General features: G+C 35.0%; 17 protein-coding genes. 7 read left to right on the top strand and 10 right to left on the bottom strand.

Annotated elements, in window-relative coordinates:
- Window position 1 precedes the first annotated feature (1 nt).
- Together OZP11_RS00665 and OZP11_RS00670 are read right to left on the bottom strand one after the other, a co-directional pair.
- Window positions 2–1,042: a FecR family protein gene (locus OZP11_RS00665; protein ID WP_281233320.1), complete on the bottom strand. Its 1,041-nt coding sequence runs from the start codon at window positions 1,040–1,042 to the stop codon at window positions 2–4.
- 222 nt (window positions 1,043–1,264) lie between these two features.
- Entirely contained in the window at window positions 1,265–1,852 is a 588-nt protein-coding gene (locus OZP11_RS00670) for an RNA polymerase sigma factor (RefSeq protein WP_281233321.1), read from the bottom strand.
- A 341-nt stretch (window positions 1,853–2,193) separates the two neighbouring features.
- Here OZP11_RS00670 and OZP11_RS00675 point away from each other — a divergent pair, with 341 nt between their 5' ends.
- From OZP11_RS00675 to OZP11_RS00685, 3 genes are all read left to right on the top strand, one after another.
- A complete protein-coding gene (locus OZP11_RS00675) occupies window positions 2,194–3,666 on the top strand; it encodes a M28 family peptidase (RefSeq protein ID WP_281233322.1) in 1,473 nt (490 codons plus the stop codon).
- A gap of 278 nt (window positions 3,667–3,944) precedes the next feature.
- On the top strand, window positions 3,945–6,260 hold the full coding sequence (locus OZP11_RS00680) for a TonB-dependent receptor (RefSeq protein ID WP_281233323.1): 2,316 nt from the start codon (window positions 3,945–3,947) through the stop codon (window positions 6,258–6,260).
- Between the two features lie 94 nt (window positions 6,261–6,354).
- Window positions 6,355–6,525, top strand: a complete 171-nt coding sequence (locus OZP11_RS00685) for a PepSY domain-containing protein (protein ID WP_281233324.1) — start codon at window positions 6,355–6,357, stop codon at window positions 6,523–6,525.
- Window positions 6,526–6,632: 107 nt separating this feature from the next.
- On the opposite strand, the gene OZP11_RS00690 is transcribed toward OZP11_RS00685, so the two are convergent.
- The 7 genes from OZP11_RS00690 to OZP11_RS00720 form a co-directional block, all read right to left on the bottom strand.
- A complete protein-coding gene (locus tag OZP11_RS00690; RefSeq protein WP_281233325.1) occupies window positions 6,633–7,328 on the bottom strand; it encodes a nitroreductase family protein in 696 nt (231 codons plus the stop codon).
- Between the two features lie 33 nt (window positions 7,329–7,361).
- Window positions 7,362–8,261: an aromatic amino acid DMT transporter YddG gene (gene yddG / locus OZP11_RS00695; RefSeq protein WP_281233326.1), complete on the bottom strand. Its 900-nt coding sequence runs from the start codon at window positions 8,259–8,261 to the stop codon at window positions 7,362–7,364.
- Window positions 8,262–8,272: 11 nt separating this feature from the next.
- Entirely contained in the window at window positions 8,273–8,734 is a 462-nt protein-coding gene (locus OZP11_RS00700; protein ID WP_349293786.1) for a type 1 glutamine amidotransferase domain-containing protein, read from the bottom strand.
- A gap of 9 nt (window positions 8,735–8,743) precedes the next feature.
- Window positions 8,744–8,950, bottom strand: a complete 207-nt coding sequence (locus OZP11_RS00705) for a type 1 glutamine amidotransferase family protein (RefSeq protein ID WP_281233327.1) — start codon at window positions 8,948–8,950, stop codon at window positions 8,744–8,746.
- A 94-nt stretch (window positions 8,951–9,044) separates the two neighbouring features.
- A complete protein-coding gene (locus OZP11_RS00710) occupies window positions 9,045–9,611 on the bottom strand; it encodes a Crp/Fnr family transcriptional regulator (RefSeq protein ID WP_281233328.1) in 567 nt (188 codons plus the stop codon).
- 273 nt (window positions 9,612–9,884) lie between these two features.
- Window positions 9,885–10,994 carry a S41 family peptidase gene (locus OZP11_RS00715; protein WP_281233329.1) on the bottom strand — a complete coding sequence of 370 codons (1,110 nt, stop codon included), beginning with the start codon at window positions 10,992–10,994 and terminating at the stop codon, window positions 9,885–9,887.
- Window positions 10,995–11,701: 707 nt separating this feature from the next.
- Window positions 11,702–12,589, bottom strand: a complete 888-nt coding sequence (locus OZP11_RS00720; RefSeq protein ID WP_281233330.1) for an AraC family transcriptional regulator — start codon at window positions 12,587–12,589, stop codon at window positions 11,702–11,704.
- A gap of 264 nt (window positions 12,590–12,853) precedes the next feature.
- Here OZP11_RS00720 and OZP11_RS00725 point away from each other — a divergent pair, with 264 nt between their 5' ends.
- Window positions 12,854–13,618, top strand: coding sequence for an SDR family NAD(P)-dependent oxidoreductase (locus tag OZP11_RS00725; protein WP_281233331.1), 765 nt, complete (start codon window positions 12,854–12,856; stop codon window positions 13,616–13,618).
- A 105-nt stretch (window positions 13,619–13,723) separates the two neighbouring features.
- On the opposite strand, the gene mnmE is transcribed toward OZP11_RS00725, so the two are convergent.
- Entirely contained in the window at window positions 13,724–15,124 is a 1,401-nt protein-coding gene (gene mnmE, locus OZP11_RS00730) for a tRNA uridine-5-carboxymethylaminomethyl(34) synthesis GTPase MnmE (RefSeq protein WP_281233332.1), read from the bottom strand.
- Between the two features lie 173 nt (window positions 15,125–15,297).
- Here mnmE and OZP11_RS00735 point away from each other — a divergent pair, with 173 nt between their 5' ends.
- From OZP11_RS00735 to OZP11_RS00745, 3 genes are all read left to right on the top strand, one after another.
- Window positions 15,298–16,131 carry a universal stress protein gene (locus tag OZP11_RS00735; protein ID WP_281233333.1) on the top strand — a complete coding sequence of 278 codons (834 nt, stop codon included), beginning with the start codon at window positions 15,298–15,300 and terminating at the stop codon, window positions 16,129–16,131.
- A 53-nt stretch (window positions 16,132–16,184) separates the two neighbouring features.
- Entirely contained in the window at window positions 16,185–17,957 is a 1,773-nt protein-coding gene (locus tag OZP11_RS00740; protein ID WP_281233334.1) for a MutS-related protein, read from the top strand.
- 380 nt (window positions 17,958–18,337) lie between these two features.
- Entirely contained in the window at window positions 18,338–19,348 is a 1,011-nt protein-coding gene (locus OZP11_RS00745) for a LacI family DNA-binding transcriptional regulator (RefSeq protein WP_281233335.1), read from the top strand.
- Window positions 19,349–19,354: the final 6 nt, after the last annotated feature.

The raw sequence follows: 19,354 nt of genomic DNA on the forward strand, positions 1-19,354 counted from the left end.
TTTATTCACAGCCTTTTCCGTCTAAAATAACTGTGCCTGTTTTATCATAACGATATTCTGTTTCTATAACACTGCTGATTACTTTCAAGACATGATCTAAATCTTCTTCGTTTAAGAAACTAGCTGTGATTCGGCAATTTTTAATTTTTTCATTCGAGATTAAAATCTGCACTTTGTATTTTTGTGCTATTAAAGCAGCAGCTTCAGCCATATTTAAATCATCCAAAATCAGGTAATTACTTTTCCATTCGGTTACAATAGCGGCGCTGACATTGTTTTGTTCAAAACTTAAAGTACTTTTATTTACTTTAATCTGCTGGTTTGGAGTAATTACGCCATATACTTTTTCCAGATGTCCAACCTGAACTTTACCGCGTGCAACTGTAACTTCAATATTATCTGAAGAATTTTGAGCATTAATATTAAAAGCAGTTCCCAAGACTCTGGTCTGAATTTTACCAGTATGTACGATAAAAGGTTTTTGAGCATTGTGTTTAATATCAAAAAAAGCTTCGCCTGTTAATGTAACTTCACGAGTTTTGGAGCCAAAAGAATTCTGGTCGTATTTCAAGGTACTGTTATCGTTTAACAGAACCGTACTGCCATCAGGAAGATGAACCAATTGTTTGCCGCTAAAGTCAATTAAGGTATTTTGCGCTGCCACAGCTGGTGCTTCTGGTGCAATGGTTGGAACCGTTTTTGTTTTAAAGAAGAATGAATTTCCTAAAGCAATTAGTAAAGCAATACTTGCTGCTGCAAAAAGCGATTGTAAAACCACCTTTCTTCTTCGCTTTTGATTTAAATCCACCACTTTAGGTTCGTTTTGTGGTTTAGATAAAATGTAATTCAGAATATCATCACTTTGTTTTTTATCCATTACATCTGTAACATAATCACTTCTCAGCATATCATGAATTTTTTCTTTAAGAAAATCATCATGCTTGCCTTGCTGAATGATCTCCATCATTTGCTGCTGTTCGGCATCAGATAGATTGTTCTGCAGATAGCCTTCAAATAACTCTTCGAACTTTTTTTGCTGCATTTGTCTCGTTAATTAAATTAGTACTTGTTTGTAAATGATAGTTTGGAGTTTTTTTTTTTTTTTTTTTTTTTTTTTCAGACCCTTCTAATTTTAGGGATAAGAACATAGTAACTTATGTTCCTTTTATATAAAGACCATTTAAAAAAGGGGAGGGAGTAGTCGAAAGTGAAAAAAAATGTAAAAAAAGAGAATTGAAGCTTTTTTGAAAGAAAAACCTTTAGTTTAAAACTTTAAAAATAACAGCAATGACATGAACATATTCATGTATGGAGAAATTTTAAGACGTATGAATTTTAAAGCCTGAGCCATGTGTTTTTTTACTGTCTCAGTTGAGATTCCTAAATCTTCTCCTATTTTTTGATGACTAAGACCATCTCTTTTAGCCATTTGATAGACTTTTTGCTGTTGAGGAGGTAATTGTTCTACGATTTGATTTAAAATAGTATTGTACTGCTCATCTTTGATATTGCTGTCAGTATCAATAAAACCAGCTTCTTTTTTATCGAATTCAGTTATTTGACTCGTTTCTCGAGCTATTTTTTTAATTGAATTGAATAAATGATTTCGCGATAGGATAAAAAGATAATTTTCAAAATGAGTTACTTCAGCTAAGTTTTCTCGATTCTGCCATATTTTTAAAAAGATATCCTGAACGGCTTCTTCTGCCTGAATTTTTGATTTTGTAATTCGTAAAGCAGTAGCGTAGACATTGTTTTTATACAGATTGTACATACTCGTAAACGCAGGCTCGCTTCCTTGAGATAATTCAAGAAGAAGTTTTTTTTCGTCTATATTCGAATTTTGAGCCATGTTTTTTATAACAATCAATTAAGCAATATTATTTATTTTTTTTCAAATGAAGATTATTTATCGATAACAAGCCCCGAAAAATGTTATTTTACTATTTTATCATTAAAATATTAAATAATTGTAAAAATAAATAACGCTCTTTTGCATAAGATTCAATGATGTGAATTTTTGATGTTTGCTATATTGTAGGTTAAGTCTTGTTTTAATTGAAAATTGAGCAGAATAGAATTAAAATTTCATTCTTTTTTGAAGTATATTTAGAAAAAATATAGATTTGTCTTTTTTTTAGACCCATCTTTTTTTATCAGAAAATTATTCAATCTTTAATTTGATTTTTAATTATGAAAAAAAAGTTGTTTTTAATACTCAGCTTAAGTTGTAGTATTGTTTTTTCGCAAACAATCAAAAAACCTTTGGTTAGTGCGATTACTTTAAAAGATCTTAAAACAGATATGTACCAAATGGCTGGCGATCATTTTAATGGGCGTGAAGCTGGTACATTAGACGAATTAAAAGTATCGGTATGGCTGGCAGAAAAAGCCAGAGAAGCTGGAATGTCACCGGCAGGAGACGACGGTACTTTTTTTCAGTTTTTTGATTTATACAGACATCAGGTTACCAGCAATTCTAAATTTAAAATCGGACAGAAAGAGTTTAAACTATGGAAGGATGTTCTGGTGGCTGAAACGACAAACAATAAGGTCGATGCGCCTCTGCTTTTCTTGGGGGATGCTTCGGCAGAAGAAATCAGGAAAATTGATGTAAAAGGAAAAGCCGTTGTTGTAATAGCTTCTAAAGAGGGTATTTTAGATAATATTTCGCTTTTCGAAAGACGTTATCCGGGATTTGTCAAACAAAAATATTATGAAGATTTAGCTTATAGAGGTGCGGCAGCGCTTATTATTGTTGCCGATGAATTGGGAGAAAAAAGCTGGTCTCAGGTTGAACCTCAAATGAAACGAGGCGTTTATGGCATTGAAGGATATCGCGACAAAATGCCTGTTCCGCCTAGAATGCCTGCTTTTTGGGTTCATAATGATCAACTGGAATTCTTAAAAAACACAAAAGAACGTCTAGTGGCCGAAGTAGTTTCAGAAACTTATAAATATCCATCCGTAAATGTTGTTGGAAAAGTGGAAGGAACAGATCCTAAATTAAAAAATGAATATGTGCTTTTCAGCGGACATCAAGATCATGATGGCGTAAGACAGAAATATGGACAAGATTCAATCTACAATGGAGCAGATGATAATGCAAGTACTTGTGTAGCCATGCTGGCTATTGCGAGGGCTTATAAAAAACAACCTGCAAAAAGAGCTGCATTATTTGTATTTCATGGTTCAGAAGAACGAGGATTGTTAGGTTCCAGCTGGTATGCTTCACATACAACAGTGCCTGAAAAAGACATCATTGCCGTTTTGAACGGCGATATGATAGGAAGAAATGACATTAATCAAGCTGCACTTTTGGGTTCAAGTGATCCGCATCAAAATTCTCCTGATCTTGTGGCTGCCGCTAAAAAAGCCAATGACGAAGGACCAAAATTCGAGCTCGATAAACAATGGGACAGACCAGAACATCCTGAATTTTTCTATTTTAGATCAGATCATTTGCCTTATGCTCAAAGAAATATTCCTTCAGTTTTTTTTACAAGTGTGCTGCACAGTCAATATCATACTCCGATGGATGAATCGGAAAATATTGATTTTGCAAAACTGCATAAAATGACAGATTGGATGTATAGAACAGGTTGGATTTTATCTAATCTTAATCTAAGACCAAGAATTTCGGTTATAAGTAAAGTAAAGCAATAAAAGAAATATAAAATAAAAACTTTATCAAAAGCATCTTCGGATGCTTTTGAACTCTTATCTCGGATTTACAAATAAATCTATTTGATTTTCGGAATTTTTAGCTTTTTGGGTGAGAAAAAGTATAAAGCCAATACTTATTGATTGCTGTTCCAAGGTGTTAAAAATTGGTTTATTTTAAAAAGGCTTTTGACGTTTTGCTGTTAAGAAATTATAAGATTATATTTGCGCATAATTAATCTAAATAAAAATAATTGCAACAAATGTTTCTTAAAAGCCATATGAATTTAAAATTCCCATCCTTTTTAACTGTTTTATTTTTTTTAACCCTTAATTTAAATGCGCAATCGCTTCGTTTAAAGATTGAAAATGAATCAAAAAGTGCTATTGTAAATGCCTCGATTTCCTCCGGTAATAAAACTATTGGAACAACAAATGCCTCAGGTGAGGTTTCTATTTTAATTAACGCCATACGAAACAATACGGTTTCAATTTCAGCTCCAGAATATGAACCGCTATCTTACGTTTTTTCTGACCTTCAAGAGAAAAATACCATTTTCATTGTCTTAAAAAGTGAAAATGAACTGCAGGAGGTTGTAGTGACTGCAGGAAGAAAACAAGAAAATATTGCTACAGTTCCTTCTTCTATAACCATTATGAGCCAAAAGGAAATACAGACACAGAGTAGTATTAATACCAATTTATCTTCTATATTAGGAAACGTAGTGCCAGGACTTGGTACAACAACGAACAAAGCAACCAACTCAGGACAAACTTTAAGAGGACGCCAAGTTTTGGTTTTGATTGATGGAATTCCGCAGTCGACACCTTTGATGAATGGTGCTCGTGATTTGCGTGTTGTCGATGCCAATGCAATTGAACGTATAGAGGTGATTAAAGGAGCGACTTCTATTTATGGAAACGGTTCAGGTGGAGGTATTATCAATTACATTACAAAAAAAAGTCCGTTAGTTGATAGTTTTCACGGAATAACAACTGTTGGTGCAACTTTTAATCCAATACATAGCAAAGAAACTTTTGGTTATCGAGTTTCACAATTTTTCAACGGAAGAAAAAACAAATTCAGTTACGTTATTGGAGGAGTTTTTGATTACACTGGACTTCAAAGAGATGCTGATGGTAAACCTTTAGGACAAACAGATGGCTTGTCTAATTCTTCCCAGTCTAATGCTTTTGTGAAATTAGGATATGACATGGATGAGCATACCAGCTTTAATGTGGTCTATAATTTTTACAGCAGTACTCAAAATGCTAAATATATCAGTCAGGCTGGTGTATATGGGCAGACTCCTACAATTGGAGTACGAGGGACAGAACCTGGTAAAAATGCCGGAACGCCTTTCAATCATAACTTTATGTTTACTTTTTCGAAAAACAATTTATTTAATAATACACAATTGGATGTTTCAGCTTATTTAAATTCTTTTCAATCTATGAATCGTTATGTTGCATCGGCTACAGCTTGGTACGGTCCGGGGCAAACGATGATTAATTCTAATAAAAACGGAACAAGAATTAATTTGAATACTCCTTTTACAGTCGCTTCAATGCCTTTGGAAGTAACCTATGGTATTGATCTCTTGAATGATGTTACGTTTCAGGATTTAGTTGATGGACGCGTTTATATTCCGAAAATGGATATGTTAAATATTGCTCCTTATGCACAGTTAAAAGTAGATGTTTTAGAAAATTTAATTTTTAAGGGAGGATTGCGTTATGAAAATGCGACAGTTCGAGTTAAAGATTACAATACAATTGCTTCGGGACCAGGAAATCAAGGAAGTATTTTTGTAGAAGGAGGTAATATTCCTTATAACGCTACGATGTTCAATGCCGGTCTTCGTTTTAATAAATATGAAGTTTTTAATCCGTTTGTGAGTTTTTCTCAGGCATTTGCAATAAATGAATTAGGTAGGATTTTAAGAAGTGCAGAAGAAAGCACTATTGCGAGTTTAGAAACAGACCCGATTATTACAAATAATTATGAAGCTGGTTTTTCCAGTAAGTTTTACAATTTTAATTTGACAGCTGCTTACTACATAAGTACTTCAAAACTGGGAGCTAATTTAGTAGAAGTTGATGGTCGTTTAGTTGCGCAGCGTGAACCTGAAAAGATTCAAGGGTATGAAATAACTTTAGATTATAGATTTTCTCCTAAATTAAATCTTGGAGGAAGTTATTCCTATGTTGAAGGAAAAGCAGAGTTTGATGGCGGAAGCACTGTTTACTTAAATGGATCCCGCATTGCGCCGCCTAAAGCAACTGGTTTCATTACTTATACTCCAACTTCTGATTGGTATTTGCAGCTGTCGTGGGTAAATACAGGTTGCCGTGATCGTTTTGAACCAAATGCAAATGGAAGATACAACAATAGTGAAGGGCCAATTTCGACAGTCAATCTGCTAAATTTTGCCGGAAGTTATGCCTTTAACAAAAATTGGACATTGAACTTAGGGATTGAAAATTTATTAAATAACAGTTATTATTCCACTTTGAGCCAATATCGCGCTGTAAATGCCGATTATGTTATGGGGAATGGTATGACAACCAGCTTAAATTTACGTTATAAATTTTAAAAAGAAATCACTCTGGAAGCTTAGGTTATATTTGAAAACCGTATTTCGAAATAATGGCATAAATTAACAAAACGTTTTAAAAAATATAGGCTTATTGCACCTTTGGCCCGGACTTACATCCGGGCTAATTGTTTTTATCGTTGCCCTAACAGGAAGTATATTGGTCGTTGAAGACGAATTAGACGCGTTCTTTAATACTGAATTTTATAAAGCAGTCAGTGTTAGTCAAAAAAACTGCTGGTTAATGGCGGTTTTTCAAATATAAAACATCTCTTGAATTGATCATCGAGCTGTTTCTACAGACTTTACGATTTATTATGAATAATAATGATGGGATAAAAGTTCATCAAAATATTCAGTTAGGGATATTTTTTATCTAATGTATTTTACTTTATCAGTGTAACGTATTGGAGCTTGAGGATTTTCATCAGGATATCCCAAAGCAAGTGTTATGGCGATTTCATAATCTGAAGGAATATTGAATAAATGGAGCAGGTCACTATTGTTGTCAAGATTCAAAAAAGGAACGATTCCGCCCAGCGGACAACTGCCGAGGTTATTTGCGTGCGCCGCCAGCATAATATTCTGCAGCAAAAGACCGCAGTCTAGTAAAGTAGGCAGTGTTCCTGTGCCCTTAATTGCTTTTGCAATTATAATCAGAACGGGAGCATGGTAATTTATACTATGATTTTCAGGGTCTTTTATTTCTTTTTTTTCAATCCTTAAGTAGTCAGTATGCCGCTTGGAAATTTCTGCAATTATTTTGGGATTTTGTATAACCCTCAGTTCCCATGGCTGCGAGTTTACAGCGCTTGGAGCAAAAATGCCGCACTTCAATATGGTATCGAGTACTTCTTGTGGAATATCCTGATCAGTATACTTACGGATAGATCTGCGTGTCAATATATTATCAATGATAGAATCTTCGCTATTGCCGTCATATATTGTTGGTTTAGCCTTAGGTTCTTTGCAGGCCGATGCCAGAAACGGCAGACTGCCTAACAAGCCTAACGTTCCTAATGAGCCTAAAAAAGAAGATCTGCTAATTGTTTTTTCATCCTCTCGCATAAGGTATAATTGTTTAGATTGTAAGAAATTTTATTACTCTTTTTTCAAACTCTTTTTCGTAGAAAGCCAGCAGAGAATAGACCCCGTACAGACCAATAATGCACCCTGCCAGAAAGACAATCCCAGAGAGGCAGACAAAAGAAAAGAAGAAAGCAGGGATGATAAAACAGGTGTGAAATACGACGCGCCTGCCAGAACAGTAACGTTTCCATGCATAATTCCTATATTCCATGCAGCATATCCAAAACCCATAGCGCATCCGGCAAGCAGGAGATAAGTTATGGATGAAAAACTAAAATCCATAGACGACTGGTCGAAGAGAAAAAGGTATTTGATCCATAACACAGCGGCAGTGATCATAAAAAAGAAAGTAATGCCATTGGCACCATTGGAAATACGGATGGTCACAACGCAATATCCAGCCCATAACAGCGCTCCTAAAAAAGCCAGTCCATAACTTAAAGGATTTTTTTCAATGTTTGACATCATTTCGGAAACATTAAATCCTTGTTCGCCGCCTAAAACCCAAACTATGCCCAGCATTGATATCAGGATGCCGGGGAGAATGAGCCAGTTTGCTTTTTTCGAAGTAAAAAGAACGGCAGCTATCATTGTAAAAGTGGGCCATAGATAATTGACCATTCCCACTTCTATAGCTTGTCTGCTGTTTTGTGAATAGCCAATTGATAATGCCAGACATAACTCGTAAGACACCATTAGTAAGGCTCCAAAAATTAAATATTTTTTTGAGAATTCTGCCAGCGGCTTCCATTTTATAGTAAAGAATAAAAATATAGAGGCGGTAGTGTAAATCATCGCCGCTCCAGCGGTTGCTCCAAAAGAATGGCTGACTTCCTTGATTAATCCCACAATGGAGCTCCATAGAATAATGGCGCAGAATCCGATAGCAGTGGCTTTTGATTGTCTGATCACGTCTGCTTTTTTTATAATTGCTGTAATTCTTTCAAAATAGCTTCTCCAACTCCCTTGGCAGAAAATGGATTCTGACCTGTAACCAATCGCTGATCTACAGTTACATGAGGTTGCCAAGATCCTGAACCTTCCCATTTTGCACCACGTTCTATCATAGTTGTTTCAATAAGAAACGGCACGATATTTTCGAGTTTCATTTCTATTTCTTCTTCATTTGTAAAAGAGTTTACTTTTTTGCCTGCCACCAAATATTTTCCATTGCTGAGTTTTATATTTACCAATCCGGAAGGTCCATGACAGACTGCGCCGACAACACCGTTGTTTTCATAGATTTTTCTGGTTATTTCCTGCAGTTCGGCATTATCAGGAAGATCCCAAACCGTTCCATGTCCTCCCACATAATAAACAGCCGTATAGTCCTCTGTATTTATTTCAGAAGGGATAAAGGTATTTTCTCTTTTATTTTTGTAGATTTCATTTTCTCAAAACTCTTTGTTGGTTGGTTCACTCAGATCAAAATAATCTACTGGAGATTCTCCTCCTTTAGGACTTACAAAATCAATTTCATAACCTGCGTCAGCCAGTACTTTCCAAGGATGGGAAAGTTCTTGAAGATGATAGCCTGTAGTTTTTTCTGTATTGCCAAGTTTACCGTGGCTCGTAAGTACGAAAAGAACTTTTTTCTTCATGTTTATTTATTTAAAAATGCAAACACAAAGTTTTTAATAAAAATACTTAATTCAAATGATGCAGGTCACAGCAATGGCGTGATGTAGATCACATCTACGAATTAGATATCCGGCTGAGGGTTTCTCTTGTAATTCCGAGATAAGATGCGATAATGGATTTGGGAAGACGCTCCATGAGCATGGGATACTGCTGGACAAAAATTTCGTAATGTTTTCTAGCATCATTGGAGAGCATTGAGACAAGGCGGCGCTGAAAAGCGGAATATGCACCTTCCATTTTTTTTCGAAAGAAATTGTTCATTTCCGGAAGTTCGCTGCAGAGCCTTTCCCTGTCCTCTAGTGAGAGCGCAAGGAGTTCGCAGTTTTCAAGGGATTCAATATTAAGTGTAGCAGGCTTACTTTTGAAATAGGCATCGTAATCGCTTACCCACCATTCCTCTATAGCAAACCTTATGATCTTTTCCTTTCCGTCTTCAAGCATATATGAAGATTTTAAGCATCCTTTAAAAACCCAGTATTCATAAGACGACAGATCTCCTGAACTGATGATGATGGTATTTTTTTTGATTTTCTTTATTTTGAAAAACGAAAAGATATACTCAAATTTTTCATCGCTAACCGGAGTAATTTTTTCTATGTGTTTCCTTAACGCGTTTTTCATTTTTTGGACTAATTGCATATTTTTGTCTAAATTATGAAAATTTTGCATAAAGGTTAAATCGCAAATCTTACCGGCTTTTGCTTTTTTAAAATAAACCATGCCGCGATTCTGCGATAAAACTTCAATGGATGGAAAAATTCAGAAATTCGCTTTAGTTTTTTGCGGCAAAAAAGGTATTGCCTTAAAACTGAGACAATGATGAAACGGCCTCAGTTTTCAATTTTTTTTGTCTCAAGCCGCATGGCGGAAAGCCCGCTGTTGGCGGTAGTTTATTTAATCACGGGTTTTTAATAATTCTTTGATAGCTGTGTCTAATACGGGGTCATTCATGTTTAGCAAATCATTTTGGGTATTTAGAACATGAATGTCAACAGGTGCGCCGATTCCTTCATAACAAATCATTTTGTTGTCGTAGTACCGCTCATTAGAGAGTGAAATAAGCCACCCATTTGGAAGTGTAAAACCATACATATTAGAGTAAATGCCGCGTGTGTTTGAACCGACAATTTTTACATTTGGCAGTTCTCTCATTATCGAAGCAAATAAATCTCCGGCGCTTACTGTTTTGTCATTCGTTAAGACTACTACAGGTTTTGTAAATTGAAAAACACCTTTAGGCTCAGTGTACCATGTTTCAAGCTGCCCAAAATCTTCATATCCTCCCTTTCTTATTCTTGTTTTTTTATGCATCCCAATTACTTTACCAGCTGTAAATCTGCCAGCAGCTTCATAAGCAAATTCATCATTGCCCCCAATATTATCTCTTACATCTACGATAATTGATTTCACATCTTTAAAACTTGCAAACAGCGTATCCAACAACTTACCTGCAACTACTGTATCAGGCACATTATCAGAATTTTGATCAACGAAACATCTGTTGAAACGCAGGTATCCAATACCATTTGAAGTCGAATAAGCAAACAGAGGTACATGATTAAATTCAGGACCTGCGTATTGCAGCGCTGTAAAATGTTTTTGCGATAAGGAAGAATTTACCATTTGCCAAAACTGATAACGTAAACTATCCGTTGGGAACTCTTTTACGAACTGCGAAGGTTTCACGGATTTGAATTGCTTTATTCCCGGAACGATAACATTGATATGATTGTCATTAAAAGGAGCCAGCATCTGAGAAAAAACCGTATATAAGGAATCATCAGAAGTATTGGCGTTTATCAGTGGTCTATATTTTTGATAGGTGGCATGCCAGTCAATATTCCTTAACTTAAAGAAAGCATAGTTGTCTTCAAAAGTATGCCATAACACTTCAAAATTTAATTCCGGTTTTGAAATAACAGTGTCTTTTGGATAGGATACCGGATTTTGGGCAAAGACAAAACTAACAGAAAGAGACAGCAATGCAAGGATAATTTTTTTCATTTTAAAATTTTTAATGTTCGTTTTTAGTTTCCATTTTCGAATAGCGGCGATAAGGCATCGAATAAGTCACCCGGCCCTGTCACAGTTCGTAGAAAAAACAAAACCTCTGGCAGCCTCTCTGTTGCTTTCTGTCTTGACAACTATCCATCTTGGGGCACTTTTGTTTTTTCTCAAAATTACAGGATTTAGCATTAAATACTGCATTTGCGGTTTGTTTATAAGAGGAGCGTTTACTGCAGCCCACTCTGATTTTCCAGCTTTTGCATAAAGTAAAATTACTCGATCGGCATGACATTAAATTGTACAAATGCGAACGGCATACTGTTTTTTAAACGAGAGGGAGTAATTTGGTATGTTTATCCTTTTTGGAGAAACTTTGGTAAATGGTACGAAAGTGTCAAATCAACTTTTTCCCTTTCTGAAGCAACAATTAAAAATTGTTTTTAAAAGCAATTCAGATAAATGACAGCTTAGTAATAACCAAACGGGTCGGCATCAGAGAGATTAAAAGTTTCTTCTTTTGATTTTTCCGGATTTCTTGTTTTAAAAAGCACCATGTCCCATGATTCTGCCGTAGTTTTATAAATAAGGAAGTTTTATGCGCTTTAATGAAAAGAAGTTTTTTCTGAAACATACTTATTCAAAAAATATGCAGCAATAGAAATTGCAAAATAATAGGATCTTATTTTGTTCAAGGACTTATTTGGCTAGGTTTGGCTTTTTGAAAACTTGAGGGCTGTGATACCAGTCTTTTTTTTGAAAAATCTGCTGAATTCTTCCAGGTTATTATAGGAAAGCTGTGAAGCAATTTCCGACACATTGTATTTTCCTGATTTTAAAAGCACTTTAGCCTGTGAAATTACCATATCTTCGATCTGTTCTTTAGCGCTTTTCCCAGTAAGCAGCTTCAACGAATTGGTTAAGCTTTGGGTCGTTACGTTGAGCCGCTTGGAATAAAATCCAACTTTGCGTTGGGTGAAAAAATTTTGAGCCAGCAACTGCTGGAAATCCGATACGATCTTATTCTTTCCGTAATTATAGCCGATATCATGATCTGCAGTCTTTGTTTTAAGACTATTCTCAGCTTCATACAGCAATATTATGATCTGATTTCTGATAATGTCTCTCCTGAAAGGATGCTTCTTATCTTTCTGTCGGGCTATTATGCCTGCAATGTGGGCCAAAAGTGCGGCAGAAACTTCTTTTTCTAATTTTAGATTAAATAGGCCGTTGTTGTTTAGAAAATGAAATTTCTCTATAAAATAGATGTTGTTGAGCGTCTCGATGAGAAAGCTTTTCATGAAAATTACCAAATGGCATCCATAGTCTTCAGATATTTCAAGCACCTCTATTATTGTTGCGGGTGTAAATGTTGATAAAGTGCCTGCTTCAATGCAGACTTCCCCGCCATTCAGCCGCACTCTAACAGTGCCCGACGTGCATAGTGAAATCATATAAAAATCCTGACGGACGGGAAAATACCGCAAAATGTTGTGGACGGGATCATTGGACGCGTAATAATCTCTGGTGTCCCATTTTATATTTTCTCCTAATGTAATTTCATCAATCGCTAAATTAGGGATATTGCGGCGCATACTATATTTTTTTTGTCAAATTAAACACTTTTTTTGTCAAAAACAGCATTTTAATAGGTTGTATATTTACATGAAAGAACTAAGAACAGGATTAGCTGCAGAACTTTGCGTAAGTTAATTTTTAAGGGGATTGGGAATTTCCGGCAGCTGCAGAATGCGCATTATCGGCATAGATCCTCAGTTTCCTTAAAATCTTAATGGTCGAAAAATCTTAAAGCGGTTTGCTGCTAATACGACAGATTACAAATTTTAATAGAATACAAAATGGACAGACTTAAAGAAAAAGTAGCGCTCATCACAGGGGCGGCAATGGGAATGGGAAAAGCAACTGCTGAACTGTTTGCAGAGGAAGGGGCAAAAGTTATTGTTGCTGATTTTAATGAAGAGGAGGGAAACAATGTTGTTGAACAGATCAGAGCAAGAGGCGGCCAGGCAGCTTTCTTCAAAGTTGACATTTCAGATGCAAAGCTAGTGGAGGCAATGGTGAAATTTACTGTTGATACTTATGGCAGGCTGGATTGCGCTGTGAACAATGCTGCGCTAAAACCAGATAATAATCTGTTTGAGGATCTGGATGAAGAATATTTTGACCGTCTTCAAGCGGTTGATTTAAAAGGGACGGCACTCTGCATAAAATACGAACTCCAACAATTTATGGCACAGGGAAATGGGGGATCAATTGTTAATATTTCTTCAATAAATGCCTTTAAACCCACTTCAGGAAATCCGGCATATCAAGCTTTCAAACACGGTATCGAGGGATTAACCAAAGCCGCGGCGTTTGAATATGGTGTAAAAGGAGTTAGAATTAATTCTGTAGCGCCAGGAGCAATTAGAACTCCAATGCTTGCAGCAGCCTTAAAAAGTCAGGGATTGACTGAAGAGGATATTCTTCCTCAAATGAGTCTTGTTGGACGCTTAGGCGAAGCAAGAGAAGTTGCGCAGGGAACTTTGTTCTTAAGTTCCGATGACGCCAGTTATGTTCACGGGACAGTTTTACACGTTGGCGGCGGGATGGAACTGATCTAATCCCTTATAAGATTTGGTAATGAAATAGTGACTTGAAAATACAAATTTAGACAGCAGTAAGCTCGTGTTTACTGCTGTTTTTTATTTTTGTGTTATTTTGACTCTCTACTTGCCGATGCAGAAATTAGCAAAAATATTCCCCAGTAATTCATCGTTTGAAACCTGACCTGTAATAAGTCCAAACTGATACAAAGCTTCTTTAATATCGAGAGCAATTAAGTCACTTGAAAGATTGGTTTCGAGACCAAATTTAACTTTTTGTATTTCATCCAGTGCTTTTAGTAAAGAATCGTAATGTCTTGTATTAGTTACTATTGTTTCATTATTTCTTAACGCTCCGGTGTTTACAAACGAAAGCAGTTCGTTCTTCAATTCGTCAACTCCGATTTTTTGCTTAGCTGAAATTAATAAAAGTTTTGCGTTTATATTTTCAAGATTAAGAGTGATATTCTGAACTTCATCTTGAGATAAAAGATCTTTTTTGTTTACCACAATCAATAAAGGTTTTAGCGGATATTTGTTTTTAATTTGTTCGATTTCCGAAACAAATTCAGAACTTGATGCTTTAAATTTTAAACCGTCAAATAAATAAATGACAACCTGTGCCTGATCAATTTTTTCGAAAGTTTTTTTAATTCCGATGCTTTCTACAACATCTTTTGTTTCCCGGATTCCGGCAGTATCGATGAATCGGAAGCCTACGCCGCCAATTACCAGTTCGTCTTCAATCGTATCGCGGGTTGTTCCTGCAATGTCAGATACAATTGCACGTTCTTCATTAAGTAAAGCATTCAATAATGTTGATTTACCAACATTTGGCTCACCGACAATCGCTACCGGAATTCCGTTTTTAATTACGTTTCCAACAGCAAAAGAATCGATCAGACGTTTTAAGACAAATTCTATTCGGTTTAATAATTCGTGAAACTGGGTTCGGTCTGCAAATTCAACATCTTCCTCTGCAAAATCCAGTTCAAGTTCGATTAGAGAAGCAAAATTTAAAAGTTCTTCACGCAGTTTTGCAATTTCGTTACTAAACCCGCCGCGCATTTGCTGCATGGCAATTTGGTGCGATGCTTCGTTGTCAGACGAAATTAAATCGGCAACAGCTTCTGCCTGCGATAAATCGAGTTTTCCGTTTAAAAAAGCTCGTAAAGTAAATTCTCCCGCATCGGCCATTCGGCAGCCTTTTCTCAGTAATAGCTGAATAATTTGCTGCTGGATATAGGTTGAACCGTGGCAGGAAATTTCGATAGTATCTTCGCCTGTATACGAATTAGGACCTTTAAAAACAGAAACTAAAACTTCATCGAGTGTCTTCTCGTTATCTATAATATGTCCTAAATGAAGCGTATGCGTTTTTTGTTTGGTTAAATCCTTGTTTTTTATGGATTTAAAAACCGAATTTCCAATAGAAATTGCCTCAGCTCCCGAAATACGGATTATGGCAATGGCACCCGCTCCGGAGGGTGTGGCCAATGCAACTATAGAATCTTGATTTATCATTTTGCAAAGGTATGAAAAAGGAATAAAGTTCTAAAGTCAGGAAATGCAGGTAAATTTCAGAATATTCCTTAACTTTATTAGAAAATCATTAATTGTTAAATTCCTGATAATTGTCACGTCAGTTTGCATCGATAATGATTAAATTTGAGTAACAACCTATAATCTGAAATAAAATGAAAAGAATACTATTCCCAACAGATTTTTCTGAAGCAGCAACAAATGCGTTTGTTCATGCATTAGAATTTGCAAAAATTGTCAAAGCCGAACTGGTTTTACTTCATACATTTGAGATTCCGGTTTATGATAGTCAGTTTTTCCCTGAGAATTATGCTTCAATTTACAGTTCAATCGAACTGGCTAAATTTGAAATGTTTAAAGATGAAATTCCAAAACTTCGTGCTATTGCAGCCGAGAGAAATCTCGAAGAAATTGTAATAAAACACCGTTTGATGGATGGTGATTTAATTTACAACCTGAGAAATGCCGTAGAAGAAGATCAGATTGATTTTGTAATTATGGGTACAACAGGAGCTTCTGACTGGACCAAATTCTTTACAGGATCTAATACAAACTCTGTAATATCTGAGGTAAATGTACCGGTTCTCTGCGTTCCCATTGATGCTCCGTACAAACGAGTAAAAACAATTGGTTTTACAACACGATACCGCGATAAAGATAAAGAGGTGCTTCGTAAAATTTTAAAAATCGCTAAAAAGACAGATGCCAAAGTAAAAAGTTTATATGTAAAATCCTCTGATACTGATGTTTCTGATGCGACAATTAAAGAGTGGGAAAAAGAGTTTGAAAATGAAAATGTAGAATTTCTGGTTCTGCCAAGCAATGAAGTTAAAGAAACCATTCTGGATTTTATACTTTACAAAGATATTGACATTTTAACCACGATTACCCATAAACGATCATTCCTGGAAGGTCTTTTTGATTCAAGTTTCAGTAAAAAAATCACAAAAGAAGTTTCTGTTCCCGTTTTGGTGATGCATGAAAAATAATGTGCTTTTTTGAAAGTGTAAAACTTATATTTGTATTTCATTAAATTAATAAAATGGACGCATACAAAAGTAAAGTTGAGCATTATTCAAAAGTTTATACAGCAATCAACAAAAGATACAACAGCATAAGTATTTTAAGGCTTTTAAGCATATTTCTTTGTTTGTTAATGGTGTATTATTACATCAAAACCAATGAAACTCTTTACGCCGGCTTTGCTTTTCTGTCTTTTGTTGGTTTTCTTTTTTTAATGAGGGTTCATTCAGCTTTATCTTTTAAAAAAGAGCTGACCAAAGCCATTCTGAAAATTAATGAAGATGAGATTTCATACTTGAAAAGAGAAAAACTTTCTTTTGAAAACGGAATCGAATTCAACGATTTTCATCATCCGTATGCTTACGATCTGGATATTTTTGGTGAACATTCGCTTTTCCAGAATTTAAACAGAACAGCAACTTTTATTGGCAAAAAAACATTAGCGTTTAAGCTATTGAATCAGTTTTCTAACGAAACGATTCTTAAAAATCAGGAAGCCATAAAGGAACTTTCTGCAAAAATAGACTGGCGTCAGGATTTTCAGTCTTTGGCAATTGTCAGTACTGACACGAAGCAGGCTTATGATTCAATATTGTTCTGGAAATCATCTCAAAATAATTCTTTATCTAAAGTTTTAGCTGCATTGTCAATTATAATGCCAGCGGTATTTTTTGGCTTTTTGACAGCTTATTTTATTACTTCAAAACCTATTCTTTTATCGTACCTGAGTTATGTTTTTATAGCCAATCTGATTATTCTGGGACAATCGTTAAAACGAATTAAGTCCGAAATAGCAAAAGCAGATAATGTCGATAAGATTATAAAACAATACAGCCTTTTGGTTCAGAAAATTGAATCGGAGAAATTTGAATCTAAAAAATTAAACGAATTAAAAGAACAGCTGGTTTCTAAAAATGCATTCGCCAGTTCGCATTTAAAACAGTTATCCGAGTTATTTTCGAGAATGGATACGATTAACAACTTTGTTACGGCGATTGTTTTTAACGGATCATTTTTATTTAATCTTCACGTTTTGAGAGCGCTTTTAAAATGGAAAGAAGATTATTCTGAAGAACTGGAAAAATGGATCAATATTATTGGCGAATTTGAAGCTTTAAACAGTCTTGCCAACCTGGCTTATAATAATCCCGGTTTTGTTTTTCCGGAAATTAATTCTGATTATAAAATAGAGTTTAAAGATTTAGGTCATCCGTTATTAAATCCGAATGGGCGGGTAGGGAATGACGTTGTTTTTTGCCCTCAGTCGTTCATGATTTTAACCGGCTCTAATATGTCCGGAAAAAGTACTTTTTTAAGAAGTTTAGGAATCAATATGGTTTTGGGAGGTATTGGATCAGTTATTTGTGCTTCAGAAGCTAAAATGCACCCACTTCCAGTATTAGTTTCAATGCGTTTGTCTGATTCTTTAGCTGATAGTGAATCGTATTTCTTTGCCGAAATTAAACGTTTAAAACAAATTATGGATGCTCTCGAAGAACGCCCGGCTTTTGTTCTTTTAGATGAAATTTTAAGAGGAACAAATTCTGATGATAAACGAAACGGTACAATTGAAGTTGTGAAAAAAATCATTGGTAAAAAAGCCATTGGAGCCATTGCAACGCATGATATTGAAGTCTGTCTGACTACAAACGAATATCTGGATATTTTAACCAATCAATGTTTCGAAGTGGAAATTCAGAATAATGATCTGCATTTTGATTACAAGCTAAGACAAGGAATCTGTAAAAATAAAAGTGCCACTTTTCTGATGCAGAAGATGGGAGTGATTTGATTGTAGATTCTAGATTTTAGATTGTAGAATTTAGATTGTAGAATTTAGATTGTAGAACTTGAAAATTGGAATTAAAAAAATGCCTGAAATCATTTTGATTCTCAGGCATTTTTTTTGTCTCTTTTTTCTTGAAAATTTTATTAGAGAATCTGTATTATTTAGTTTGAAATTCGATAAAATATCTTTTGAAAAGAAAAATTTGTTATAAAAAGTCAAAATGACAATAACATTGTAAAATATGGTATTTGATGATAATTCTGTTTTATTTTAGCAATAATTTAATAATTTATTAAAATAAAATTTTACTAAAACGTTTTTGTAAGTTTCGTTTACATATATTTGTGATGTAATAAAATTTCCACTAATAAATTACATGCCAGATGAAAAAGATTACAATTAGAGATATTGCCAAACAGGCTCAGGTTTCTATATCTACCGTGTCTTTTGTTATCAATGGAAAAGGCGAAAAAATGGCAATAAGTCCTGCTGTAATCAAAAAGGTACAGAATGTGGCTCAAAAACTTCAATATAAACCCAGCATGATTGCCAGCAGTCTGCGAACCGGAAAAACGAGATCAATCGGGTTGATTGTTGAAGATATATCCAATCAGTTTTTTGCAGATTTGGCAAGAGTGATTGAAGATGAAGCAAAGAATATCGATTACAGAGTTTTTTACTGCAGTACAGGTGATGATAACAACAGATCAGAAGAATTGATTCAGAGTCTTTTGCAGGCAAATGTTGAAGGTTTCATTATAACACCGACTAAAAACTTAGAGAAAACCATCAGCCATCTTTTAAAATTGCAGAAACCAGTTGTTTTAATCGACAGGTATTTTGCAAATCAAAAAGTAAGTCATGTTGTGATGGACAATTACGAAGCATCGCATTCGGCGGTTAAATTTTTGATCGGCAAAGGATTCAGGAATATTGCAGTTGTAAACAATAAATCCGGAATGGTCCAGATGAAACTGCGCGAAAAAGGGTATTCTGATGCTTTAAAAGAAGAAGGAATTTTTAACGAAAATCATATACTGCATTTAGATTACCAGATAAACGAACAAAACCGTACCGAATCGATTGTACATTTTTTTAAAGAAAACCCGATGATTGATGCAGTCCTTTTTTTGGCCAACTATTTAGGACTTGCCGGACTTCAGGCTTTCAGGCGCCTTAATTATAAGATCCCAGACGATATTGCAGTGATTAGTTTTGATGATCATGACAGCTTCAAACTGCATACGCCCACAATCTCGGTTATTGCACAGCCAATAGAAGAGATTGCCATTAAATCCATACAATTACTAATGAGTCAGATGACAAATTTTAGTGATTTTAAAGTAGAAAAAGTTCTTAAAACAGGAACATTGATTGTAAGAGAGTCTGTATAAGTCATA

It is taken from the genome of Flavobacterium gelatinilyticum (assembly GCF_027111295.1).
GTDB lineage: Bacteria > Bacteroidota > Bacteroidia > Flavobacteriales > Flavobacteriaceae > Flavobacterium > Flavobacterium gelatinilyticum.